The organism is Streptomyces sp. NPDC101165, assembly GCF_044768135.1.
In the GTDB taxonomy this organism is placed as follows: domain Bacteria; phylum Actinomycetota; class Actinomycetes; order Streptomycetales; family Streptomycetaceae; genus Streptomyces.
This window is the reverse complement of the sequence record NZ_JBIWPG010000012.1, coordinates 193880-217661: the sequence shown is the minus strand read 5'-3', so window position 1 is coordinate 217661 and position 23782 is coordinate 193880. Positions and strand designations below refer to the sequence as shown.

Below are 23782 nucleotides of genomic sequence, written 5' to 3'. Positions count from 1 at the left end.
GGCCGGACGACCGCGGGCGGTGCGTCTCTCACCGGCCGGGCGCCCCTGCCCGCAGGCCGTCCAGGACGAGGTCGAGGAGCCAGGTGGCGCGTGGCTGCCAGTCTTCGTGCGGGTCGAGTTGCCACAGACCCGAGATGGCGAGGAAGAAGTCCTCCGCGGTGACTCCGGGGCGGATGGTGCCGGCCTTCTCGTTGGCGCGGAGCAGGAGTTCCGCCGCGGAGGTCACCGGCGTGTGGGCCGGCTTCGCCGGGCTTCCCGGTGCGCTGGTGGCCTGACGGATCGCGTCGGCCAGGCCGGCCTTGGTCATGGCGAACTCGGCGAGCCGGTCCATCCAGGCACGCAGGGCCTGTTCGGGCGCCCGGGTGTCGAGCAACTGAGCCGCGCTGTCGGCGACCTGCCGCATCTCGTGGCGGTAGATCTCGAGGACGAGTGCCTCGCGGTTGGGGAAGTTGCGGTAGAGCGTGCCCTGCCCGACGCCGGCCTTCTTGGCGATCACGCTGAGCGGGGCGTCCGCGCTGCGCGTCAGCTCGACGAGTGCCACTTCCAGGATGCGCTCACGGTTGCGTTGTGCGTCGGACCGCAGCGGGGCGTCCTTCTTCTGTGGCACTCGTCCTCCTCGAGGGTTCTGGCCGAACCCCGCCCTTGCTAACCGGACAGCTGTCCGTATAGGTTCCTCGGGTAGCGGATAGCTGTCCGGTTGCGTCCACGGTAGCCGTGGACGCCGCCCCGCGGCAGTCAGCAGTTGCCACCTTCTTCGGCCCAAGCATCCCGCACCTTCGGTTCCCGGCTCCGGCAGCGGCCTGCTCGACGCACTCTCCACAACCGTCCTGGAAAGCGAAAGAAGTTGTTCATGGCTTTATCGACGTCCAGTGTCATCACTCTGAAGATCAACGGCGAGAAGTACACACTGCCCGTCGACCACCGCACCACGCTGCTCGACGCACTGCGCGAGCGCCTCGATCTGACCGGCACCAAGAAGGGCTGTGACCAGGGCCAGTGCGGTGCCTGCACCGTCCTGCTCGACGGGCGCCGGACCGTCGCCTGCCTGCAACTGGCCGTGGCCGCCGAGGGCCGCGAGATCACCACCATCGAAGGCGTCGCCGACGGCGAGCAGTTGCACCCCGTGCAGCAGGCCTTTCTCGACCTGGACGGCTACCAGTGCGGCTACTGCACCCCCGGACAGATCTGCTCGGCGATCGGGGTGATCCAGGAGCACGCGGCGGGCTGGCCGAGCGCGGTCACCGACGACGTACGGCCCGAGGCGGGACCACCACCCCTGACAGCCGACGAGATCCGCGAGCGGATGAGCGGCAATCTCTGCCGCTGCGGCGCGTACGTCTCGATCGTCGAGGCGGTGGCCCGGGCGGCCGAGGCCGGAAGGGGCACCGGAGCGGCGACGGCGGCACGCATCAGCTCCGAAGCCGAGGTCAAGGGGGCCGTGGCATGAGGGAGTTCGGTTATCAGCGAGCCTCCGACGTCACCGGCGCCGTCGCGCTGCTCGGCGCGGATCCGGACACCCGTTTCCTCGGCGGTGGCACCAACCTGGTCGACCTCATGAAGGCCGGCGTCGAACGCCCCGCTCGCCTCGTCGACATCCGCGAACTCCCGCTCGACGAGATCGTGTCGACGCCGGAGGGCGGTCTGCGCATCGGCGCCACCGTCACCAACGGCGACCTGGCCGCCCACCCCGAAGTCCGGCGCCGCTACCCGGCCCTGGCGCAGGCGGTGCTGGCCGGCGCGTCCGGGCAGCTGCGCAACATGGCCACGGTCGGCGGCAACCTGCTCCAGCGCACCCGCTGCGGCTACTTCACCGATGTCACCAAGCCGTGCAACAAGCGTGTCCCCGGCAGCGGTTGCCCCGCCGTCGAGGGCGAACACCACAACCACGCGATCCTCGGCGCATCCGACCACTGCGTGGCCGTACACCCCTCGGACATGGGCGTCGTGCTCACGGCCTTCGACGCCGTCGTCTCGTACGAAACCGTGGACGGGCCGGGCGAGTTGCCGCTCCGCGCGTTCTACCTGCCCGTCGGCGACACGCCGCACCGTGAGACCGCCCTGCCGCCCGGCGCGCTGATCACCGGCGTCACCCTGCCGCCGACGCCTGCAGCCGCCAACTCCCTTTACCGCAAGGTGCGCGAGCGCGCCTCGTACGCGTTCGCCATCGGCTCGGTCGCCGCCGCCCTCGACGTCCGTGACGGCGTCGTCCGGGACGTCCGTCTGGCGCTCGGTGCGGTCGCCTCCCGCCCGTGGCGGGCCGTCGCGGCCGAACGTGTCCTGACCGGCGCGCCGGCCGACGCCGAGACCTACGCCGCGGCCGCCGCCGCCGAGCTGACGGCCGCCCGGCCGCTGCCGCACAACGGCTACAAGGTGACCCTGATGCACAACCTCGTGGTGGCCGTGCTGACCGAACTCGCCGAGGAGGCCGCCCGATGACCACCGCCACCACCGGGACACCCACGCCGACACTCTCCGTCGGCACCGCGCACACCCGCGTGGAGGGCAGGGACAAGGTCACCGGAGCGGCCCGCTACGCGGGCGAGGTCCCCTTCGCCGACCTCGCGCACGGCTGGCTGGTGCTGTCCACGGTCGCCCGCGGCCGCATCCGCGAGATCGACACCACCGCCGTCCTCGAACTCCCGGGCGTCCTCGCCGTTCTGGACCACCGCAACGCCCCGCGCGTCGAGACCGACTACGCCGGCCTGATGGGATCGAAGCCCGACTTGACCTGCGCCGTCTTCCAGCACGACCGGGTGCCGCACCTGGGCTGGCCGGTGGCGCTGGTCGTCGCCGAGACGTCCGAGCAGGCGAGGGAGGCCGCCGAGGCGCTCGTGGTGCACTACGAACAGGAGCCCCACGACGTCGACTTCACGGGCGAACACCCGGACGCCTACCCGCTGGACGGCCATATGCCCGCGGTGGCGGAGAAGGGGGACCTCGACGCCGAACTCGCCGCGTCGGCCGTCGTCCTCGACGCCGAGTACACCACCCCCGAAGAGCACCACAACCCGATGGAACCGCACGCGGCGACCGTCCGCTGGGACGGCGGCCGGCTCGAGGTGATCGACTCCAACCAGGGCACCACCTGGGTCGTCGGCGAACTCGCGAGCCTCTTCTCGCTCGACCCGGCCTCGGTGCACGTACGCTCCGAACACGTCGGCGGCGGCTTCGGCAGCAAGGGCGTCCGCGCCCACCAGGTGGCCGCCGTGATGGCCGCAACGGTGCTGCAACGACCGGTACGCGTAGTCCTGACCCGTCGTCAGATGTTCTCGCTCGCCGGTTACCGCAGCCCCACCGTCCAGCGCGTCAGGCTCGGCGCCGACGCCGACGGACGGCTGCGCGCACTGGAACACCGTTCGGTCAGCCTCACCTCCACCGTGCACGAGTTCGTCGAACCGAGCGCCGGGGTGGCCCGGGTGATGTACGACGCCGACGCCCACCACACCGCCAACCGAGTCGTACGGCTCGACGTACCGACCCCGACATGGATGCGCGCCCCGGGTGAGGCGCCGGGATCGTTCGCGCTGGAGGCGGCGTTCGACGAACTCGCCGAGCAGTGCGGGATCGACCCGATCGAGCTGCGCCTGCGCAACGAACCCGACAAGGGGCCGGTCTCCGGCCTGCCCTTCGCGGGCCGCAATCTGCCCGCCTGCTTCCGCGAGGGCGCCCGCAGGTTCGGCTGGGCGGACCGGGACCCGCGTCCGGGCCTGCGCCGGGACGGTCGCTGGCTGCTCGGCACCGGCACGGCGGCCGCCTCCTTCCACGCGGGTGCCATGCCGTCCACGGCGGCCGTGACCGCGCACCAGGACGGCACCTTCACCGTCCGGATCGCCGCGGCCGACATCGGCACCGGGGCCCGTACCGCACTCACCCTGGTCGGCGCGGACGCGCTGCGCGTGCCCCCGGAGCGGGTTCACGTGCGCATCGGCGACAGCGACTTCGGACCGGCGATGATCGCCGGCGGATCCATGGGCACCCGTTCCTGGGCGTGGGCGGTCACGGCCGCGGCCGACGAGCTGCGCGACAGGCTGGCTCTGGGCACCGGCATCCCCCCGGAGGGCATCACGGTGCGGTCGGACACCACCGCGGCCATCGGCGCCCTCGCCCCCGCCGAACGCCACTCCTTCGGGGCGCAGTTCGCCGAGGTCGCCGTGGACGTCACCACCGGCGAGGTGCGCGTGCGGCGCATGGTCGGCATCTTCGCGGCGGGCCGGATCGTCAACCCGCTCACCGCACGCGGTCAGTTCAGGGGCGGCATGATCTGGGGCATCTCCATGGCCCTGCACGAGGAGGCGATCCGGGACCGCGCCTCGGGCGGCCACGTCGGAGCCGACCTCGCGGGCTACCACGTGGCCACGCACGCCGACGTACCGGACATCGAGGCCGACTGGATCGACGACTCGGACCCGAGGGATCCGGTCGGGATCAAGGGCATCGGAGAGATCGGTGTCGTGGGCGCCGCGGCCGCCATCGCCAACGCGGTGTGGCACGCGACCGGCGTACGCCACCGCAGCCTGCCCATCCGACCGGACCGCGTCATCCAGGCCGGGGTACCAAGTGCTTGACATCGCGGAGGAGTTGTTCCGCTGGGTCGAGGAGGGCCGGGACTTCGCCGTCGCCACCGTGCTGGCGGTGGGCGGCAGCGCGCCGCGCGGTCCCGGCGCCGCCCTCGCCGTCGACAGCGAGGGCACCGTCATCGGCTCGGTCTCCGGCGGGTGCGTGGAGGGCGCGGTCTACGACCTGTGCCGACAGGCGCTCGAGACGGGCGAGAGCGTCACGGAACGGTTCGGCTACAGCGACGAGGACGCCTTTGTCGTCGGACTGACCTGCGGCGGGACGATCGACATGCTGATCACACCGGTGGACGGACAGGCGCCCGCCCGTACGGTCCTGGCCTCGGCCCTGTCGGCTGCTGTCCGGGGCGAGCCGGCGGCCCTCGCCCGGGTTGTCCGCGGCCCGGAAGAACTCCTGGGCCGGGCCCTGCTGGTACGACCCGACGGCACGTACGAGGGCGGTCTCGGCGACCACGCTCAACTGGACCGGACGGCGGCGGCCGAGGCCCGGACCCTGCTGGAGGCCGGGCGCACCGGCACGGTGGACGTCGCCGCGGACGGTTCGCACTGTCCCGGCGGGCTCACCTTGCTCGTCGAGTCGAACATGCCGCCCCCGCGGATGATCGTCTTCGGCGCGGTGGACTTCGCCTCGGCGCTGGCGCGGGCCGGCAAGTTCCTCGGCTACCACGTGACCGTCTGCGACGCCCGCCCCGTCTTCGCCACGCGGGCCCGCTTCCCCGAGGCCGACGAGGTCGTCGTCGACTGGCCGCACCGCTATCTGCGGCGCACCGCGACCGACGCGCGGACGGTCCTGTGCGTGCTCACCCACGACGCGAAGTTCGACGTACCCCTGTTGAAGGCGGCCCTCGCGATGCCGGTGGCGTTCGTCGGTGCGATGGGCTCGCGCCGCACCCACGAGGAACGCGATCGGCGTCTGCGGGAGGAGGGCGTGAGCGAGCGGGAGCTGGCCCGGCTGCGCTCCCCGATCGGACTCGACCTCGGCGCCCGTACACCGGAGGAGACCGCCCTGTCGATCGTGGCGGAGATCGTCGCCGCCGGACGCGGCGGGACAGGCGTTCCCCTGACCGGCACGAAGACGCCGATCCACCGCGACCAGAGGGGACGTGACGAGGCTACGGCCGCCTGAGGGCCACTGCAGGCCGCTCCGTGCTCAGGCCCGGGGGCACAGGACGAAGTCGGAGTAGGCGCGCCAGGTGAGGTCGGCGTCGAGTTCGGTGAGCGCGTCACGGATCCTGCGGAGGTGAGCCGGGGTCAGCTGGAGCGGCGGCTCGTCGGGCTGGTAGGTGGTGCGGACCGGGTAGTCTACGCCGGGCTCGGTGGTCATCTCGATGTGACAGCCGAGGACATGGGTGACGGGCCGGCGGCCGGCGAACTCGATCAGACGGTCGATGCTGCGGGCGAAGGCGGGGACGTCCTCGATGTAGAGCCGCCCGGGGTACACGCTGTCGCCGGTGAGCAGGAGGCCGGTGGCCGGGTCGTAGTACGTGACGGCCGCCTCGTGATGGCCCGGGGTGGCCAGACACTCCAGCACCCGGCCGCCCAGGTCGACGCGGGCGACGGCGTCCGGGTCCACGTCGAACCCGAAGTACCGCCAGGCGTCGGCGCGGTCGGCGCCCACCACCGTGGTGTCGGGGCGGTCGGCGAACTGGTCGTCGCCCGCGACGTGGTCACCGTGCCCGTGGGTGTGCAGCACCAGCAGTTGGTAGCCGTCGCGGGGGTGCCGGGCGAGCCAGTCCGCGAGGAGCCCGTCGACCACCCGCCGCAGGGGGAAGAACTCGGCGGACCCGGTGGCGCCGGTGTCGATCAGCACCGCGCGTTCGTTGCCGCACAGCAGGAAGAGGAACGGCGCCTCGTAGTGCACCGCCATGTTCTGCCGCAGGACGAACGTGTGCTCGTCATAGGCGTGGACCTGGATGTCCGGGTCGGTGTTGTGCTTGGCCGACGGCGAGCCGTGGATCCACCGCACGTCCAGCGGACGGGCCTGGGGAGGGGCGCTGGTGAAGTCGATCAGGTGCGTGCCGGTGTCCACGGTGCCTCCGCGCGTGCGTCGTCTTGGCGGGCCGGGTACGGCGCACATCTCGTCCGGGGCAGGCACGTCGGAGCCTCCGACGGGACGCTACCACGGTGTCTGAAGGGGACCGTGGCCGTAGCCGCACGTCCTGCCGTGCACGCCGGAGGGACCGCAGGCGGCATCACCGCGGGCCGTCGCTTCCGTCCGCCGCGCCCGACGGAGGAGGCGTTGCGGCAGGCTGGTCGGCGAGCAGGCAGGCGGTGAGCGCCGCGGTGTCGTCCTGGAGGCCGTCGTGGCTGTAGGCCAGCAGGTCGCGGTGGAGCTGTTCCATCAACTCCCGCGGCGGAAGGGGGCCCCAGGAGCGCAGGCGCTCGAGCAGGGGATAGAAGGTGCCGTGGGAATCGCGGGTCTCCGTGATGCCGTCCGTGTACAGAAAGAGCTGGTCGCCGGGCCGGAAGTCGTAGACGTCGACGTTGTACGGCTCTCCGACCAGCACGCCGAGGTTCAGCGGCGGAGCCGACCGCCCCCGGTCCAGTTCGCGCACCTCGTCGGAGCGGATGAGGAGCGGGGGCGGATGACCGCAGTTGACGATGCGGACGAGATGACCGTCGGCAGGGATCTCGGCGAAGACGGCGGTGACGAACCGTTCGCCCACCTCGCTTCCGCCGAGCAGCGTCGCCCTGCGGCCCATGCTGATCTCCACGCGGTCGGCCAGGGCGGGCAGATCGGGTTCGTCGTGCGCCGCCTCGCGGAAAGCGCCCAGCAGGGTGGCGGCGGTCTCGACCGCGAGCAGACCCTTGCCGCGGACGTCGCCGATCAGCAGCCGGACCCCGTACGAGGTGGGAACGGCCTCGTAGAGGTCGCCGCCGATGCGCGCCTCCGCGGCGGCGGAGAGGTAGAGGCTCTCCAGGAGAAGGTTGCCGATCCGGTGCGGCACCGGCCGCAGCAGGACGCGCTGCGCGATCTCGGCCACGAAGCGCATGTCGGCGAGCGTGCGTTCACGGCGGGTCCGATGGGAGGCCAGGACCGTGGCGATGGCGCCCACCAGGATCGTGCAGATGTACGAGGCCACGTAGTGGCGGTCCCACAGGTAACCGACGGACCGGCCCGCACAGCAAGGGGTACCGGCCAGGACCCCTTCGAAGAGGACCGCGAAGACCGTGACGGCGGCGACGACGAGCGGCCCCTGGGCGAAGGCGGCCAGCAGCGGCACGGTGATCAGCGCGAAGCTCACCGGCCAGTCCACGGGCGTGAGCGGTTCGACCAGCAGAAGGGCCGCGACGAACATCGCCGGAAGCCAGCGGATCCACGCCGGAGGCGCCGGCAGCTGGGTCCGGACGGCCATGCCGGCCTCCGGCTCCCGGCGGGTACGCCCGAGCCTCACCCGGCGCTCCCGCACGCCCACGCCGTCGGAGCTGCCGGACCAGCCCAGGAGGCGTGCCGTGCCGGTGGACGACTTGCCTGACGGTTCGGCTGACGCGGCCTTCGCACACCGGACTCCTGATCCCATGAACCCTGCAAGAGGTCCAGCCTCCTGTGCGGGGTTCCGGCACACCGGCGATTGCTCCACTTGGCGGCATGTTCTGGAGGCCGGGCTCATGGGCGGGAGGACGGTGTCCGCCGGATGGGGGAGAGGGATACGACCTGCGCGTGACGCGGCGCGTGAGCCCGCCGACGAGGGTGGATCTCCCAAGGGGCGAAAAAGGGGGGGACCTTCGATGGACCGGATGGACCGTTTGGACCGGGTGGGGCGGCTGGCGGCGTACGGGGCGGCTCTGGTGATGACGCCCTATGCGTTGATCAAGATCTCATGGGTGGTCGGGTCGGTGGCGGGGCTGCTGCCCATCGGTGACGGATTCGACCTGACCGGATGGGTGGTGCTCAACACGGTGACCATCGGCATGGCGGCCATCGGGATCGCCGTGGCCCTCGCCCTCGTACGGCCCTGGGGGATGCGGATCCCGGGACCGCTGGTGGCGTTCGTCGCCTGGGTGGGCACGGGGTTCCTCGTTCCCTTGCTGCCGTACGCCGTACTGGACCCGCTGCTCGGCTCGTCGGACGGCGCGTCGCAGCACCACCAGGACTCCGGTCCTGCCATGCCGGGTTGGGAAGCCGCGCTGATCCAGATCAGCTTCGTGGGGATGGGACTGGGCCTCGCGCTCGCCTTGCCCGCCTACCTTCGACGGCGTTGGCCCGAGGTGTTCGCGGGACGGGTCGGAGACGACGGCGAGCGCAGCCCACGGCCCGCGCTGTGGGCGGCCGGCATCGCGGCGGTGATCGGCGTCGTCTGGGTCTACTGGGCGCTCGGCGGCACGGCAGGTGTGGCCCATCCCGCGGACCAGGAAGCCGGCGGACGGCTGCTGACTGGAGTGTGGGGACTGTGGGCGCTCGTCGCCTCCGCCGCCACGTGGATGCTCAGCCGCCGGCGGCCCGCCCGTCTGCCCCGCTGGGTCCCCTTGTCACTCGGCTGGCTGGGGACAGGTTCGCTGTTCGCGTGGAGCGGCTGGCGACTGCCGATCACGTTGTACGTCGCGATCGCGCATCCCGCTGATGTGTCGCTGCCGCAGAACCTCGCGCTGGCGGCCGTTCTGCAAGCCGCCGCCGTGGCTGCGGGCGCAGCCATGCTGCCGGCACTCGTCCGCTCCCGCAGGCTTCCCACCGCACGCGACACCGCCAAGGCCTCCCTGTGACCACAGGGCTTCCACCCGCGCCGGGGCCAAGTGCCCTCCGGCGCGGGTGGATTGCGGCGACGGCAGCGGGAAGGATCAGATGACCGCGTGCCGGCCGGCTCAGCTCGTGGCCGGCCAGGAAACCGTGGTCTGGGCGGGGGTGTTGTAGTCGGTTCCGGGTACGTGCCACCCGTAGAGCTGACCGACCTGCGCCTGGAACCAGTCGGTGTCCGCGAGTTCGGCCAGGGTGTCGGTGTCGGCGGCGGCCCAGCGTTCATGGACGGCGTCCTGAACCTTGTCGTCCATCTCCCAGCCGTCCAGGCGGATCCGCTGCTCCTGGTCGAGCTGGAGCGGCGCCGCGCCGGTGAGTTGTTGCCAAAGGGTGGCGGCCTGCTGGGCGGTGCTCTGGAAGCCGTCGCCGAGGACGGCGCGGAGAAGGCTGGTGTAGAGGGCGATGGACGGGATCGCGGTCGAGGCCTGGGTGACAGCCGCGCCGGCGACCACGGTGTGGGCCTGTCCGCCGAGCGGGGCCACGTCCTGCTGAAGGCGACGCGCGGTGTCCTCCAGGTGCTGCTTGGCCGCGCCGATGGTGCCGGCCCGGTAGATCGGTGCGGTCAGGTCGGAGCCCACGTACGAGAGCGCCACCGTGTGGAAGCCGTGGTGGACGAGGCCACGGTCCGCCAGGGCGTCGATCCACAACTTCCAGTCGGCGCCGCCCATGACCTGCACCGTCGCGTCGCGTTCCGCGTCGACGGCGGGCTCGAGTTCCAGGGCACCGACGAGTGGGGTGTCGCCGTCGAACTGCAAGGTCTTGGCCCGGAAGGCGGACCCCAGGGGCTTGATCACCGAGCGGTGGACCTCGCCGGTGACCGGGTCGGTGCGGCGGGGCGCGGCGACGCTGTAGACGAGGTAGTCGACCCGGCCGTACCGGGCAGCGAGGTGGTCCAGTGCCTGCTCCTTGGCCGCGACGGAGAAGGCGTCGGCGTTGAGGAAGGCGAAATCGCTGTCCGGTCCGGCGAGTGCTGCGGTGCGGGCCGTCCGGTACCAGCCTCCGGAGGCGGTACGGCGCTCGGTCTCGGGGGCCTCGAAGGCGATGCCGATTCCGCGCATACCGTAGGTGCGCAACGCGGCGACGGTGGCGGCGAGGCCGTAGCCGGCGCTGGAGCCGATGATCAGGGCGACCGGCCCCGCCGCGTCGGCCGGGCCGGTGGGTGCCGGCGTGCGCCGCCACAACTCGTCGACGACGGCAGCGCAGCCCTCGGGGTGGGAGTTGACGTAGAGGAAGCCACGGTTGCCGGGCTTGATCTCGCGGAGAGTCATCGATTTCCTTCGTGCTGAGGAGTCGTCGCCCCGGTGAAGAGCGCGCACCACCGACACCGGGCGGCGGTCCGACGGCTTCGTCGGGGACGGCGAAGCCACGAGCCCGCTCCAGGTCGGCCAGGCCTCCATCCTGTCCGGTCAACCCGTATGGAGATGTGCCGACATGTGCCAGGGTCCGCTCAAAAATCTTGTCGATGCCGTCCGCATACCCGCTGCACCTTCGCGGACCGGTACCGGGGAACGGAACTCCGCGACACCCTCGACGGCAACGCCGGCACCCACACCGACGACGGCGGCCCCGGCATCAACGTCTGCCACAACCCCACCACCGGCCCCGGCTGCAACGGACCCACCCCGCAGCCCCCGGCGCGACCTCGAACGAAAGGGCCTAGGCCTCCCGCCCCACGGAGGTGAACGACATGTCCGGGTAGCGGTCGCCCGCGACCTGGCCGGCGATCGGCTCCAGCAGCGCCAGTTCGTCGGCGGTCGGCGTGATCCGAGTGGCCGCGGCGTTTTCCAGAAGGCGGCCGCGCTTGCGGGTCCCGGGGATCGGCACGACGGTCAGGCCGTGCACCTGGGCCCGCTGGTGCACCCACGCGAGGGCGATCTGCGCGGTGGTGGCGCCGTGGTAGGCCGCGATCCGACGCAGGGGCTCCAGGAGGGCGGCGTTCGCCTTGGCGTTGTCGCCGGTGAAGCGCGGCTGGTACTGCCGGAAGTCGCTGCTGGAGAGATCCGTGCCCGCGTCGACGAAGGCACCGGTCAGGAACCCCCGGCCCAGGGGCGAGTACGGAACGAACGCGACCCCCAGGTCGGCGGCCGCGCCCACCGCGCTCCGCTCGACGTCCCGGCTGAAGACCGACCACTCCGACTGCAGCGCGGTGATCGGGTGCACGGCGTGTGCCTCACGCAGCTCGGCGCCGGTGACCTCGCTCAGGCCGAGGTGCTTGACCTTGCCCTCCCGCACCAGTTCCGCCATGGCGCCGACGGACTCGGCGAGCGGGACGGCGGGGTCGCGCCGGTGCATGTAGTACAGGTCGACGACTTCGACGTTCAGGCGGCGCAGGCTCGCCTCGACCGCGCTCTTCACGTAGCCGGGATCGTTGCGGACACCGCGGTAGCGCGGGTCGTCGGCGCGGCGCTCGACGCCGAACTTGGTGGCCAGAGTGATCTCGTCGCGGTGCGCGGCCACGAACGGCGCGAGGAACTCCTCGTTGGCGCCGGAGCCGTACATGTCGGCGGTGTCGATGAGGGTGACACCCGCCTCGAGCGTGGCCTCCAGGGTGTCGCGGGCCGCCGCGACGTCCGTCACGCCGTACGCATCGCTGATGCCCATGGCGCCGAAGCCCTGCACGCCCACGAGGGGGCCGCCGTTGCCCAGCCGTACCTTGCGGATCTGTTCGATGGCGTTACTCATGCCCGTCACGCTAGATCGTTCGAGTGCGCTCGAAGCAAGTGCTTTCCGGGCGTCGACCGGCGCTTGTCGCGAGCCGCTTCCGACGTCTGCCGACGCGGCGAGGAGTATAGTATTCATCGACTGATGAATTACTGCTCTCGTGATCGTGAAGGGCAGGACTGCAATGGAACAGACCACGTGCTGTGTAGTGGGAGGCGGTCCTGCGGGCATGGTGCTCGCCCTGCTGCTGGCCCGGGCCGGCGTCGCGGTGACGGTCCTGGAGAAGCACGGCGACTTCCTGCGCGACTTCCGCGGCGACACCGTCCACCCCTCCACCCTCGCCCTTCTGGACGACTTGGGGCTGGCCGAACGCTTCGCCCAGCTGCCGCAGCGCCGGGTGAACACCGTCCAGCTGCCGGTCGGAGCCGGCCGCTCGACGGTCACCGTCGCCGACCTCACGGTGCTGCGCGGACCGTACAACTACGTGGCGATGGTGCCCCAGTGGGACCTGTTGGACCTGCTCGCGGACGAGGCCCGGCGCGAGCCGTGCTTCCGGCTGAGGATGAACACCGAGGCGACCTCCTTCCTGATCGAGTCCGGACGGGTCACCGGGGTGCGCTACCGCACCGCCGACGGCCTTACCGGTGAGTTGCGGGCTGTCCTGACCGTCGCCTGTGACGGCCGCGGATCACTGGCGCGCTCCCGGCCGGAACTGGGACTGCGCAGCTTCACCTGCCCGATGGACGCCTGGTGGTTCCGCCTGCCACGGAAGGAGGGCGACCCGCGCGGACTCGTCGGCGGTGCCGGGGACCGCTTCCTGACCGCGATGATCGACCGCGGCGAGTACTGGCAGTGCGCCGGACTCATTGCGAAGGGCACCGACGCGCAACGCCGTGCCGCGGGCCTGGACCGCTTCCTGGCCCAGTTCGCCGACGCCGTCCCGTGGATCGCCGACCGCTCGCACGCCCTGAGCTCGTGGGACGAGGTCAAGCTCCTGGATGTACGCCTGGACCGGCTGCGGCGCTGGCACCGTCCGGGGCTGCTGTGCATCGGCGACGCCGCGCACGCGATGTCCCCGGTCTTCGGCATCGGGATCAACCTCGCCGTCCAGGACGCGGTTGCCGCCGCCCGCTATCTGGCCGAGCCACTGCGCAGTGGGACCGTGGGCCTGCGCGACGTACGCGGTGTGCAGCGCCGGCGCCTTCCCACCACGGTCGTCACCCAGGCACTCCAGCGCACGGCCCACGCCCTCTTCATCGCTCCCGTCCTGCAGGGCCGTCCGCCTCTCGGCAGCCCGGAGCGGGCCCAGCGCCTCGCACGCCGGGTCGCCGGATCGCGCTGGATGCGGCGCCTGCCCGCGTACTTCATCGGATACGGCGCACTTCGGGAACGTCCACCCGCGGTGGCCGTCCGCTAGCCGCCGGGCAGGAGAGGGCTTTGGGCCGTGTCAGTCGCTGCGTACCGGCCCGAACGCGAAGACCGCGGCCACATCGGCCTCCACCCCCCGGGCGGTGGCGATCAGGTGCGGCAGCAGGCGCTCACGTGACTGCTCGGATGTCTCCGGTCCCGCGTGCAGAGCGACGTTCAGCGCGGCCACGGCCCTGCCGCGCACGTCGTGCAGGGGCACCGCCATGGAACGAAGTCCCAGCTCCAGCTCCTGCTCGACCATGGCGTATCCGTCCTGCCGTGCCTGGGTGAGGACTTGGGCGAGATCCATGGGTGACGTGCGGGTGAAGGGGGTCAGCGGTCGGGGAGGCAGTGCGGCGAGCAGCTGCTCCTGGTCCGGCCGGGGAAGGTCGGCCAGGAGCACGCGACCCATGGAGGTGGCGTAGGCGGGCAGTCGGGCTCCCGGGTGGATGCTGACGCTCGTGACCTGCTGGGTGGCGGAGCGGGCGAGGTACCGCACCTCCGTTCCGTCGAGTACGGCGACGGAGGCGGACTCGTGGACGCGGGTGGCGAGTTCGGCCAGATGCGGCTGCGCGATGTCGGCCAGGCCGAGACCTGACAGCCGGGCGTAGCCGAGGCCCAGGGTGCGCGGGGCCGGAAGGTAGTGTCGCCCGCGCTGCTCGGCGTAGCCCAGGTGCTGCAGGGTGAGCAGGTTGCGGCGTGTGCTCTGGTAGGACAGGCCCGCGGCCTCCGCGGCTGCGTTGAGGGTGAGGCCGCCGCGAGCCCCGCCGAGCGCGGTGAGCACAGCGAGTCCGCGAGCCAGCGCCTGCAGGAACAGGGGCCCCAGTTCCGTCTTGGCGTCGGCGTAAGGGGACGGCGCCAGGCCGTCGGCTGCAGGACGGTCGGCGCCGAGCGCGTCACCCATCTCCCGTGCCGCCCGGGCGAGATGGGCCAGGGCGTGTGTGCGCAGCGCCTCGGCGCCGAAGCGGCTGGTGTGGGCGAGGACGCTCAGCGCGTACCGAGGCCCGCCGTCCTGTCCGGGAACCGGGACGGACAGCGCGACCAGGCCCGGTGCGGCGATCTGGTCGTCCAGGGCCCAGCCCTGTTCGGCCGAGTCGGAGATCCAGGCGGCGAAGTCCGCCTCCGCAGCCTTCTGTTCGAGACGCGCGAAGCGTGGCGGCAGGGCCGGGTAGCCGGTGTCGAGCGGGTCGGTGGCGCGGTGTGCCCGCCAGGCCGCGTGCTGCTCGGGTCCCCAGTCGCCGGCGAGTACGGCACCGGCCGCGCAGCGGTCCGCGGGCAGCAGGTCACCGACCCGGAACCCCAGCGGAATCACCCGGTCCTGAGGGATCGCGCGAGCGACGATGCGCATGTCGCAGCCGTCCGCCGCGATCAGCGACACGGATTCGTCCAGGGTGCGGGCCAGTTCGTCCAGATGAGGCTGGACCCGGTCGGGCAGGCCTGCTGCGCGCAGGTAGGCGTTGCCGAACTCCATCAGCCGGGGGGCGGCCAGGAGATCGCGGTCCACCAGGCGCAGATGGCCCAGGTGGGTCAGTGTCGCGGCCAACCGGTCCACGGCCGAGCGTGCCAGGCCCGTCGATCTGGCGAGGTCGGCCGGGCGCACCGCCCCGTCGGCCTCCGCGACGGCCTTCAGTACGGCCAGGCCCCGCGCCAGCGGGCCCTCCGACTCCGCGCCGGACCCCGCCTCCGCGGCGCCACCGGTCGTCGCCCTCGCGCGTCCTGCCATCGCCGGCCCAGCTCCCGTGCTCCTCGTCGTGATCCCTGACGGGAGAACGCTACCGAGCGTTGACAGCGCCGCGCACACACCGCAGACTCTGGTTTCACGCAGACCGAACAAAAGTTCATTCAGCGAAAAAAATCAGGTCGCCTGGCCCTGCGGGACATCACCGGCCCGGCCCCAACCCTGAGGACAGCCATGAGTTCTTCCGTCCCGAGCCGCGCGGACCTCGCCCGTCACGCTGGTTACGAGTTCCTGTCGACGACCGTGCTCCTGTTCGGCGTGGTCAGCCTGGTGCGCCTGCTCGCGCTGCCGGACTCGCCCCTGGCGATCAGAGACGCCCACCTCATGCTCGGCACGGCCGGTGCCGTGGTGGCGCTGCTGCTCGCCGCGCTCATGTACGCCCCGACCGGACGTGCCTCCGGCGGCCACTTCAACCCCGGAGTGACCGTCTTCCTGTGGGCCGACGGCCTGTTTCCCGGCCGTGCGGTCCTGCCCTACGTCGCGGCGCAGCTGGCCGGTTCGGTCAGCGGCCCCGCCCTGGCCCGCCTCGTGTGGGGCGACCCCGTCCTGCGCATCCACTACGCCCTGGTGGCGCCCGCCCCCGGGACCGGCACGACGGCGTTGTTCCTGATCGAGACAGCGGCGCTGATCGCCGTACTCGCCGCCGTGGCCGTGGTGATGGGCCGCCCCCGGCTGCACGCCCTGATCCCGGCGGTCATCGCCGTCGGCGCGGGCCTCGTCATCGCCTCGCTCGGCACGGTCACCGGCGCCGGCATCAATCCGGCCCGTGCATTCGGGCCGGCGCTGCTCTCCGGCGAGTACACGCACCTGGGGACCTACCTGCTCTCACCTCTCGTCGCCGGTCTCCTCACAGGCCTGGCCCACCGCACCCTGCGCACCGGCCGACCGGCCCCCGCCCAGCCCGCCACCACCTGACCACCCCACCCCCTTCACCCTGGAGCAGCACATGCCCGCCATGCGCGGCCTGATCATCGACGGCACCGAGGTGCCCGCTTCCTCCGCCCGGACGACTCCCGACATCAACCCCTGGACGGGGGACGTCCACGCGAAGGTCGCCGCCGGCACCGTCCATGACGTGCGCCGCGCGGTGGACGCCGCCGACGCGGCCTTCGGGCGGTGGGCCGCCACCAAGCCCGCCACACGCCGGCAGATCTTCCTCAAGGCGGCCGAACTGATGGTCGGCCGCACCGACGAGATCGTGCGGATCATGGCGCAGGAGGTCGGCGCCACCGCACCCTGGGCCGCTTTCAACACCCGCCTCGGTGCCGACATCCTGCTGGAGGCGGCGGCCGCCGTCAGCCGGCCGGCCGGACACGTACTCGCCACCAACGCCGACGGGGTGATCTCCACCCAAGTGCGCGTGCCCAAGGGCGTCGTCGCCGCCGTCTCACCGTGGAACGCCCCGGTCATCCTGGGCGTACGCGCGGTCGCGCTGCCGCTCGCCGTCGGCAACACGGTCGTCATGAAGCCCAGCGAGGACGCCCCCATCGCGTGCGGCCTGCTCATCGCCGACATACTGCGCGAGGCCGGGCTGCCCGCGGGGGTGCTCAACGTCATCACCAACGACCGCGCGGACGCCGCCGACGTCGTCTCCGCACTCGTCGCCGACGAACGCGTACGCATGGTCAACTTCACCGGCTCCACCGAGGTGGGCCGTGCCATCGGGGTCCAGGCCGCTCAGCACCTCAAGCCCGCGGTCCTCGAACTCGGCGGCAAGAACGCCCTGGTGGTCCTGGAGGACGCCGATCTCGACTACGCCGTCGACGCGGCCGTGTTCGGCTCCTTCATGAACTCCGGCCAGATCTGCATGTGCCTCGACCGCCTCATCGTGCACCGCTCCCGCGCGGAGGCGTTCACCGCCAAGCTCGCCGCCCGGGTGACCGAGCTGAACTGCGGCGACCCGGCCGACCCCGCCGTCGCCGTCGGCCCCGTCGTCAACTCCCGGGCCGCACAGCGCATCACGGCACTCGTCGCCGACGCGGTCGCCCGGGGCGCGACCCTCGCGGCGGGCACCGGTACGCCCGAAGGACCGGACACCCTGATCCGTCCGGTGGTGCTCACCGGGGTCACCAAGGACATGAAGATCTACTACGACGAGACCTTCGGCCCCGTCACCGTCGTCCACGTCGTCGACAGCCCGGACGAAGCCGTGGCGCTGGCCAACGACACTCCCTACGGGCTGACCGCCGGCGTCATCACCGAGGATCTGGCCGCAGGGCTCGACGTGGCCGCCCGCCTGCGCACCGGGATCGTCCACGTCAACGACCAGTCCATCGCCGACGAGCCCCAGGCCCCCTTCGGAGGCGTGAAGGACTCCGGCTACGGCCGCTTCGGCGGTCAGGCCGGCGTCGAGGCGTTCACCGACACCCGCTGGGTCACCGCCCAGGTCCGCGGTCACGCGCACTTCCCGATCTGAGCACCCGGTGGAGGCCGGGGCGCTGTGGTGCGCCCCGGCCGCGTCGTTCACGGAGGCGATGCTGCAGCCGGCAGCGCGGCCCACGACCCGGGCCGACGGAGTCGACCGTGGCCGCCAGGGCTATACGGGCAGCTGTTGTTCGGTCCAGATGACCTTGCCGTCCGGCGTGTAGCGCGTGCCCCAGCGGTCGGCGAACTGGGCCACGAGGAAGAGGCCGCGGCCGCCCTCGTCCATGGTGGTGGCCCGCCGCAGGTGCGGGGAGACGCTGCTCCCGTCGGACACTTCGCAGATGAGGGTGCGGTCGCGGATCAGACGCACGCTGATCGGGCCGGTCGCGTGCCGGATGGCGTTGGTGACCAGCTCGCTGAGGATCAGTTCCAGGGTGAACGCCTCCTCGTCCAGACCCCATGTGTGCAGCAGCCGGCCGGCGCAGGCCCGTACACCGGCGACGGCCGAGGGATCGGAGGGCACGTCCCACACCGCGGTACGGTCGCTGTCGAGCAGCCGGGTGCGGGCGACCAGCAGGGCCACGTCGTCGCGTGGTGCCGTGGGCAGCAGCGCGTCCATCACGGCCTGGCACATCTCTTCCGGTGTCCGTCCGGCGTGTGCGATGGCGCAGCGCAGCTGCTCGATCCCCTCGTCGATGTCACGCTGCCGCTCCTCGATCAGCCCGTTGGTGTACATCACGAGGGCGCTGCTCGCGGGCAGGTGTATCTCCGCCTTCTCGTAGGGCAGCCCGCCCAGCCCCAGCGGGGGGCCGGTCGGCACCCCGGCCAGGTCCGCGCGGCCGTCCGGGTACACGATCAGGGGGTCCAGATGACCGGCTCTGGCCATCGTGCACAGCCCCGACACCGGGTCGTAGATCGCGTACAGGCACGTGGCACCCGTGAGCGTCGGCGCGTCGCTGCTCTCGTCGTCCCGGTCCTGGTCGATGCGGGTGACGAGTTCGTCCAGATACCAGAGCAACTCGTCGGGCGGCAGGTCGAGCGTGGAGAAGTTGTGGACGGCGGTGCGCAGTTGCCCCATGGTGGCGGCGGCGTGTAGACCGTGCCCGACGACGTCGCCCACCACGAACGCGACGCGGGCTCCCGGCAGGGGGATGACGTCGAACCAGTCGCCGCCGACACCACCGAGCCCCGCCTCGGCCGGCAGATAGCGGTGGGCCACCTCGACGGCGCTCTGCTCGGGCAGCGCGTGCGGCAGAAGACTGCGCTGCAGCGCGACGGCCATGGCGTGCTCCCGGGTGAAACGACGGGCGTTGTCGATGCTCACCGCGGCACGGGCGACCAGCTCCTCCGCCACCGAGAGGTCTTCCTGGCCGAAGGGCGCGGGCTCCTTCGAACGCCAGAAGGTGGCCACGCCGAGAATCACCCCGCGCGCCCGCAGCGGAGCCGCGATCATGGAGTGAATGCCATAGGCCACCAGCCGGCGAGCCCGGTCGGGGGCCTGGACCTGCCAGCCGGAGAACGCCGCCATGTCGGCCTCCAGCACCATCCGCCCGGAACCGAATCCGGAGCCCTGCGGCGTGGAGGCGTCGAAGTGGATGAGGTGACCGGGCGGATACAGCGGTGTGTCCTCCCGGGTGCCGTGCAGGGCGACACGCCGCAACTCCGCCATGTTCGCCAGGTTCGGTTCCTCACCACGCAGGACGGCGTCGGCCAGGTCGACGGTGACGTAGTCGGCGAACCTGGGCACGGCCAGTTCGGCCAGTTCCTCGGCCGTGCGGGTCACGTTGAGCGTCGTGCCGATGCGGATGCCGGCGTCGTACAGCAGCTTGAGCCGTTCCTGTACATCCTCCACGCGGCCCATCAGTGCGCTGAGCTCCGTCGTGTCCCGCAAAGTCGCGACCGCGCCCCCCAGACCGGGCTGCTGCGCCATGGGGCGCTGGCTGATCGCCAGCAGCCGGTCGCCGACCCTGATCACCCGGTCCGTGGTCGCGGTACCGGACAGCAGCAGCCGCTCCGCGCTCGGTTCGAGTCCCAGACCCTCGACGGGCCGGCCCTCCACGTCCGCCGCGAGCCCGAGCAGGCGTCGTGCCTCGTCGTTGGCCAGGAGCAGAGTGCCTTGCGTATCGACGATCAGAACACCTTCGCGCACCGCGTGCAGGACGGCGTCGTGGTGCTCGTACATGCGGGTCATCTGCACGGGACCGAGACCGTGTGTCTGACGGCGCAGCCGCCTGCTGATCAGCGCGGTTCCGCCGGTGGCCGCCAGGAGCACCACCCCGGTCGCGGCCAGCACGAGCGGTACCTGCCGGTCCGCCGCCCCGCTCACCTGCTTGATGGTGATGCCGGCGGAGACGAGACCGATGACCTTCCCGTCGGACGAGGTGACCGGGACGACGGTCCGCACCGAGCGGCCCAGCGTGCCCATGGTGGTCTCGGTGACGATGCCACCGTGCTGCGCCGCCGCGATGCTGCCGATGTAGTGCTCGCCGATCCGTGCCGGATTCGGATGGGTGTAGCGAATGCCCTGCGGACTCATCACCACGATGAAGTCCACCTTGGCGCGTTTGCGGACCTCCTCGGCCTGCGGCTGGAGCGCGGCGGTGGGGTGCGGGCCTTCCAGGGCCTGTCGTACCGACGGGGACGAGGCGACGGCCGAGGCCACCGCCAGTGTGCGGTTGCGGGCCTCGCGCTCGGCGTCCGTCCGGGACTGCAGCAGCAGGGCGACGACGGCAGCCGCCACCAGGACCACGATGATGAAGACCTGCAGGATGAAGACCTGGCCGGAGACGGTGCGCAACCCCTGCCAGGACCGCAGACGCCGGGGCCGCCGGTCCATAGACCCATCTAACCTCGGCTCCAACGCGCCATCATCCTTGAACGACCGCAGCGCCCCTCCCTTCACGTCACGTGCCCGCGTGTGCGCACACAGCGAGCGGTGGCGGGAGGGCTGCTCGCACCGCCACGCTCCCTCAGGCGTGCGTCGTCAAGATCATGTATGGCGCGGTCCTGGTCTCCGCCGGATTGTCTTCCCGGGCTGCGTCGACGGGGAGCGTGGGCAGGTCCACGGTGGGGGAGGGGAAGCCGGCCACGGTCAGGAAGGACCGGTAGCGATCGAGGGAGCGGTAGTGGGTGACGCCGGTCATCGTGGTGCCGTCGCGCAGCCGGAGCAGCGTGGGCACGGTGTCGCCGTCGGCGTACACGGCTCCTGGTTCGCCGTGACGCAGGGTGGAGAAATCCACGCCGGTCGCCGCGGGGTTGAGGTCGGCGAGGAGATACGGGGCACCGGGCCGCAGGACACGGTGGAGCTCGGCGGTGAGGGCGGCCAGCCGGTCGTCGTCGGGGTCGGTGCAGTACACCAGGCCGCACACGGCACCGTCGACGCTGTCGTCGGCGAGCCAGGGCAGGGCACGGCCGTCGAACAGCCGGTAGGAGATACGAGGGTGTGGGCGGTCGGCGCGGGCGATCTCCAGCATGTCCGCCGACGGGTCGAGCGCCTGGACTGTCCACTCCCCGCCGCCGGCGAGCTGCGCCGCGATCGCACCGGTGCCGCACCCGACGTCCAGCACCAGCCGGTCCGGGCCCGGGCTGCGGCCGAGTCGCTGCAGCACCGCCGGGAAGATCAGCTTCTCGGCCAGCCGCATGTCACGGTCCCGGTAGGCGTCGGCTGCGGCGGTGGTGTCCCAGCCGAGGGGGTCTTCACCGGCGATCAAGGGTCGCTGCCTCCTGCACTGAACCTGGCCCGGACTCGTGAAGAAGGGCGCTCGGCGGCAGCCTGACAGACGAAACGGCCTGGCAGTCCGTGGCGCAGGGAGATTCCCTCGACGGTGCATCCGTCCTGTGCACAGTTGACGTCGGGAGCCGTACCTGCGCCGGAAGCTGCTACGGCAGTCCCCACGCGGGCCCCGGCTCGCTGCCGGCGACGGGCGCGATGACGAGTTCGGGTCGGGGACCGGAGTGGACGAGCACTTCGCGACCCCGGGCCAGGTCGATGGCGAGGGTGCCGTCGCCGAGGTCCTGGGTGTGGGCCGGGGTACCGTCGTCCAGCAGTACCGTGAGGGTGCCGCTGAGGCCGTGCCGCAGCTTGAGCGGTTCACCCGCCAGGCTCCTGATCCGGACGAAGCGGGTCGCCCCCGCCTTCCGTACGGCGCTGACCAGGAAGGCGCCCTGGGTGCGGAAGTTGTGCAGGGTGACGTCCGCCCAGGCGGACGGGACGGCCGGGAACACCCGGACCACGCCGCCCCAGCTCTGGCAGAACATGTCGTGCAGGGACTGCGAGGCGGACAGCGGGGTCTCGATGACCGGACCGGCCTCGGTGTAGTGCGTGTTGGCGCGGCAGGGGAAGCGGGTCGTGGGGTCGAAGAACTTGCGCAGATAGGTGATCGCGGTGTCGCCGTCGCCGGTCATCGCGTACATCGAGGCGGCCCCGGTGTAGCTGTAGCCCCGGTGGGCGCCGGTCAGCGCGTGCCAGCGGGCCACCGACTTCGCGATCAGGTCGCGGCTCCCGGGCTGGTCCCAGTTGACGAGGTACAGCGGATACACCATCAGCAGGTGCGAGTAGTGCCGGTGCGACTGGGCGTACGGCGTGTCCGCGCCGATCATGAAGCCGTTGTCGTCGACCGGGTAAGGCGTGAGCCTGGCCAGCACCTCCTGCCAGCGCGGAAGCGACTCGTCGTCGATGCCGATCAGTTGGGCGGACTCGATCAGCGTCCGGCAGCCCCAGCGGATCAGGGCCAGGTCGTAGTTGGTGTCCTGCGGCGGCACGACGGGGTACTCGGGCGAGAGCGTGCTCGGCAGGTGGAGCCTGCCGTCGCTGCCCGGGGTGAGGAAGTGCAGGTAGTAGTTGATGGCCCGGCGCAGCACCGGGAAGATCGTGTCGCGCAGCAGGGCCTCGTCCATGGAGTGCCGGTAGGACAGCCACGCGTTGTGCAGCGCCCAGGTGAGGTCACCGGTCTCGGCGCCGCTGCCCGGCACGCCCACGCCGCGGTTGGCGAACATGTCGGAACTGCGGCCGACACCGGAGCTGTCCGCGCGGTAGGCGGCGGGCACGTTGGCGATGAACTGTTCCTGGCTCTGCCGCAGCGTGGTGGCGAGGGCGTCGAGTTCCGGGTGGTTGAAGCCATGGATGAGCCAGTACTCCAGCTGGACGTTGAGGTTCCACCAGACCGCGGGCCAGGGGGTCGGCTCCAGCCAGGGACCGGAGGTGGCCATGACGGGGCCGCCCGCGCGGCTGGCGGAGGCGACCTTGTAGAGCTGGATCCAGTGGAAACTCTGCAGCCGCTGGTCCGGGAACGAGACGAAGCTCTTCCGGTAGAACCCGTGCCACCACCGGAGGTGCCGCCGCCTGAGGTCGCCGTACGACGTCACACGTCGGAGGTTGCGCAGCGAGGCGGCCTCGGCGGCGGTGTCGGAGGGCGAGCTGTGTCCGACGCTCAGCAGCAGGTCATCCCCGGTGCGGCGGTACGCGGTGGCGGTCTGGCCCCCGCCGTTGAGCTGCTGGAGCACCTGCTCGGTGCCGTCGGCGGCGGTCCGTGTGGTCCAGGGCGGGTTGGCGGTGTAGCCGGCGGGCGGTGCCTCGCTGATGCGACGGGGGCTGACGGCCTCTTCGGGGTGGAAGGTCCAGGTGACCCGCTCGCCGCCGTCGGCCCGCACCCGGACGGCCAGGACCTCGTCGTGGACGAGGGCGGAGAGGGTGAGCCTTCCCGCGGTGGTGGTGACGGTGCCGGTGAGTTCGGCGTTCCACAGGCTCAGCCGCCAGTCGACGGCGCTGATCGTGCCGACCGGTTCGAGCGTGAGATGCCCGACCGGGAGGCGGCAGGTACCCCAGCCGCTGCCGAACTCGGGCCGGTGGTCCTGGACGCGGCCGTGCTGGACGGTGAAGCGGACCTGGTTGGCGCCCGGCTCCTGGTAGACCATGCTGCCGAGCAGCCCGTCCCCGAGGAACGGACCCTCGTGCCAGAGGGTCGGCATCCTGCTCCACAGCAGGTCCTGACCGCGCAGGAACCCTTCCCAGGCGTCGTCGGTCGTCATGGTGTCGCGCAGTCGCCATGGGCGCCTGGCGGCCCCGTCCGCCGGACCGGGGCTGCGGGATCCCGTCGCCTGTGCGGGTAACTCGGCGTGGGCCGGACCGGGCAGGGCCACCGTTGCCGCTCCGCCCAGCGCGGTGCCGAGTACGGCTCTGCGGGGTACCGGCGAGCGCTTCTCCGGCTGCGTGGTCATCGTCGTCCTCCCGGGCTGACGGATCGTCGAAACATCGGGTGTATGGCGGAACCTAGAAGTACCGCATGTGCCTGTCAACCGCCTGGACGG

Annotated in this window: 17 protein-coding genes and 1 riboswitch; of the genes, 8 read left to right on the top strand and 9 right to left on the bottom strand. The window is 71.8% G+C overall.

All coding sequences use genetic code 11. The features are described 5' to 3' along the window. Positions 1–28: 28 nt before the first annotated feature. On the bottom strand, positions 29–607 hold the full coding sequence (locus tag ACIRVH_RS26580) for a TetR/AcrR family transcriptional regulator (protein ID WP_403957663.1): 579 nt from the start codon (positions 605–607) through the stop codon (positions 29–31). 243 nt (positions 608–850) lie between these two features. Between ACIRVH_RS26580 and ACIRVH_RS26575 the strand changes: the two genes are divergently transcribed. Genes ACIRVH_RS26575 through ACIRVH_RS26560 form a run of 4 tightly spaced genes read left to right on the top strand, consistent with a single transcriptional unit; the run spans position 851 to position 5700 of the window. Next, complete coding sequence (locus ACIRVH_RS26575; RefSeq protein WP_403957660.1) at positions 851–1447, top strand: 2Fe-2S iron-sulfur cluster-binding protein; 597 nt, start codon at positions 851–853, stop codon at positions 1445–1447. Beyond that, the gene (locus ACIRVH_RS26570; RefSeq protein WP_403957658.1) at positions 1444–2436 is read left to right on the top strand and encodes an FAD binding domain-containing protein; all 993 of its coding nucleotides are present in this window, start codon (positions 1444–1446) and stop codon (positions 2434–2436) included. The genes ACIRVH_RS26575 and ACIRVH_RS26570 overlap by 4 nt, the downstream gene beginning before the upstream one ends. Continuing rightward, the gene (locus ACIRVH_RS26565; RefSeq protein ID WP_403957655.1) at positions 2433–4565 is read left to right on the top strand and encodes a xanthine dehydrogenase family protein molybdopterin-binding subunit; all 2133 of its coding nucleotides are present in this window, start codon (positions 2433–2435) and stop codon (positions 4563–4565) included. The genes ACIRVH_RS26570 and ACIRVH_RS26565 overlap by 4 nt, the downstream gene beginning before the upstream one ends. Beyond that, positions 4558–5700 carry an XdhC family protein gene (locus ACIRVH_RS26560; RefSeq protein ID WP_403957652.1) on the top strand — a complete coding sequence of 381 codons (1143 nt, stop codon included), beginning with the start codon at positions 4558–4560 and terminating at the stop codon, positions 5698–5700. Before ACIRVH_RS26565 ends, ACIRVH_RS26560 begins: the two co-directional genes overlap by 8 nt. A 24-nt stretch (positions 5701–5724) precedes the next feature. On the opposite strand, the gene ACIRVH_RS26555 is transcribed toward ACIRVH_RS26560, so the two are convergent. Together ACIRVH_RS26555 and ACIRVH_RS26550 are read right to left on the bottom strand one after the other, a co-directional pair. Continuing rightward, on the bottom strand, positions 5725–6603 hold the full coding sequence (locus tag ACIRVH_RS26555) for an MBL fold metallo-hydrolase (RefSeq protein WP_403957649.1): 879 nt from the start codon (positions 6601–6603) through the stop codon (positions 5725–5727). 12 nt (positions 6604–6615) lie between these two features. Beyond that, positions 6616–6683, bottom strand: a riboswitch (guanidine-III (ykkC-III) riboswitch). 83 nt (positions 6684–6766) lie between these two features. Next, positions 6767–7969 (bottom strand): PP2C family protein-serine/threonine phosphatase, encoded by a 1203-nt coding sequence (locus ACIRVH_RS26550; RefSeq protein WP_403957646.1) that lies wholly within the window; start codon positions 7967–7969, stop codon positions 6767–6769. Positions 7970–8312: 343 nt separating this feature from the next. Between ACIRVH_RS26550 and ACIRVH_RS26545 the strand changes: the two genes are divergently transcribed. After that, positions 8313–9275, top strand: a complete 963-nt coding sequence (locus tag ACIRVH_RS26545; RefSeq protein WP_403957643.1) for a hypothetical protein — start codon at positions 8313–8315, stop codon at positions 9273–9275. 99 nt (positions 9276–9374) lie between these two features. Here ACIRVH_RS26545 and ACIRVH_RS26540 read toward each other — a convergent pair whose 3' ends face one another. Next, complete coding sequence (locus tag ACIRVH_RS26540; RefSeq protein ID WP_403957641.1) at positions 9375–10574, bottom strand: enoyl-[acyl-carrier-protein] reductase FabV; 1200 nt, start codon at positions 10572–10574, stop codon at positions 9375–9377. A gap of 388 nt (positions 10575–10962) precedes the next feature. Then, complete coding sequence (locus ACIRVH_RS26535; protein WP_403957638.1) at positions 10963–11988, bottom strand: aldo/keto reductase; 1026 nt, start codon at positions 11986–11988, stop codon at positions 10963–10965. 163 nt (positions 11989–12151) lie between these two features. Here ACIRVH_RS26535 and ACIRVH_RS26530 point away from each other — a divergent pair, with 163 nt between their 5' ends. Further along, the gene (locus ACIRVH_RS26530; RefSeq protein ID WP_403957635.1) at positions 12152–13384 is read left to right on the top strand and encodes an FAD-dependent oxidoreductase; all 1233 of its coding nucleotides are present in this window, start codon (positions 12152–12154) and stop codon (positions 13382–13384) included. A gap of 30 nt (positions 13385–13414) precedes the next feature. Here ACIRVH_RS26530 and ACIRVH_RS26525 read toward each other — a convergent pair whose 3' ends face one another. After that, positions 13415–15097 carry an IclR family transcriptional regulator C-terminal domain-containing protein gene (locus tag ACIRVH_RS26525; RefSeq protein ID WP_403957632.1) on the bottom strand — a complete coding sequence of 561 codons (1683 nt, stop codon included), beginning with the start codon at positions 15095–15097 and terminating at the stop codon, positions 13415–13417. Positions 15098–15286: 189 nt separating this feature from the next. Between ACIRVH_RS26525 and ACIRVH_RS26520 the strand changes: the two genes are divergently transcribed. Then, complete coding sequence (locus ACIRVH_RS26520; protein WP_403957629.1) at positions 15287–16027, top strand: aquaporin; 741 nt, start codon at positions 15287–15289, stop codon at positions 16025–16027. 31 nt (positions 16028–16058) lie between these two features. Further along, on the top strand, positions 16059–17528 hold the full coding sequence (locus ACIRVH_RS26515; RefSeq protein WP_403957626.1) for an aldehyde dehydrogenase family protein: 1470 nt from the start codon (positions 16059–16061) through the stop codon (positions 17526–17528). A gap of 120 nt (positions 17529–17648) precedes the next feature. Here the strand turns inward: ACIRVH_RS26515 and ACIRVH_RS26510 are convergent, their stop codons facing one another. The 3 genes from ACIRVH_RS26510 to ACIRVH_RS26500 form a co-directional block, all read right to left on the bottom strand. Further along, a complete protein-coding gene (locus tag ACIRVH_RS26510) occupies positions 17649–20312 on the bottom strand; it encodes a SpoIIE family protein phosphatase (RefSeq protein WP_403957623.1) in 2664 nt (887 codons plus the stop codon). Positions 20313–20445: 133 nt separating this feature from the next. After that, positions 20446–21186, bottom strand: a complete 741-nt coding sequence (locus tag ACIRVH_RS26505; protein WP_403957621.1) for a class I SAM-dependent methyltransferase — start codon at positions 21184–21186, stop codon at positions 20446–20448. Between the two features lie 169 nt (positions 21187–21355). After that, complete coding sequence (locus ACIRVH_RS26500; protein WP_403957618.1) at positions 21356–23692, bottom strand: glycosyl hydrolase family 95 catalytic domain-containing protein; 2337 nt, start codon at positions 23690–23692, stop codon at positions 21356–21358. Positions 23693–23782: the final 90 nt, after the last annotated feature.

Excerpts from the sequence above, each read along its gene's own strand:
- ACIRVH_RS26575 (WP_403957660.1), top strand. The coding sequence starts at position 851 with ATGGCTTTATCGACGTCCAGTGTCATCACTCTGAAGATCAACGGCGAG.
- ACIRVH_RS26570 (WP_403957658.1), top strand. The coding sequence starts at position 1,444 with ATGAGGGAGTTCGGTTATCAGCGAGCCTCCGACGTCACCGGCGCCGTC.
- ACIRVH_RS26565 (WP_403957655.1), top strand. The coding sequence starts at position 2,433 with ATGACCACCGCCACCACCGGGACACCCACGCCGACACTCTCCGTCGGC.
- ACIRVH_RS26545 (WP_403957643.1), top strand. The coding sequence starts at position 8,313 with ATGGACCGTTTGGACCGGGTGGGGCGGCTGGCGGCGTACGGGGCGGCT.
- ACIRVH_RS26540 (WP_403957641.1), bottom strand. The coding sequence starts at position 10,574 with ATGACTCTCCGCGAGATCAAGCCCGGCAACCGTGGCTTCCTCTACGTC.
- ACIRVH_RS26535 (WP_403957638.1), bottom strand. The coding sequence starts at position 11,988 with ATGAGTAACGCCATCGAACAGATCCGCAAGGTACGGCTGGGCAACGGC.
- ACIRVH_RS26530 (WP_403957635.1), top strand. The coding sequence starts at position 12,152 with ATGGAACAGACCACGTGCTGTGTAGTGGGAGGCGGTCCTGCGGGCATG.
- ACIRVH_RS26525 (WP_403957632.1), bottom strand. The coding sequence starts at position 15,097 with ATGGCAGGACGCGCGAGGGCGACGACCGGTGGCGCCGCGGAGGCGGGG.
- ACIRVH_RS26520 (WP_403957629.1), top strand. The coding sequence starts at position 15,287 with ATGAGTTCTTCCGTCCCGAGCCGCGCGGACCTCGCCCGTCACGCTGGT.
- ACIRVH_RS26515 (WP_403957626.1), top strand. The coding sequence starts at position 16,059 with ATGCCCGCCATGCGCGGCCTGATCATCGACGGCACCGAGGTGCCCGCT.
- ACIRVH_RS26510 (WP_403957623.1), bottom strand. The coding sequence starts at position 20,312 with ATGGACCGGCGGCCCCGGCGTCTGCGGTCCTGGCAGGGGTTGCGCACC.
- ACIRVH_RS26500 (WP_403957618.1), bottom strand. The coding sequence starts at position 23,692 with ATGACCACGCAGCCGGAGAAGCGCTCGCCGGTACCCCGCAGAGCCGTA.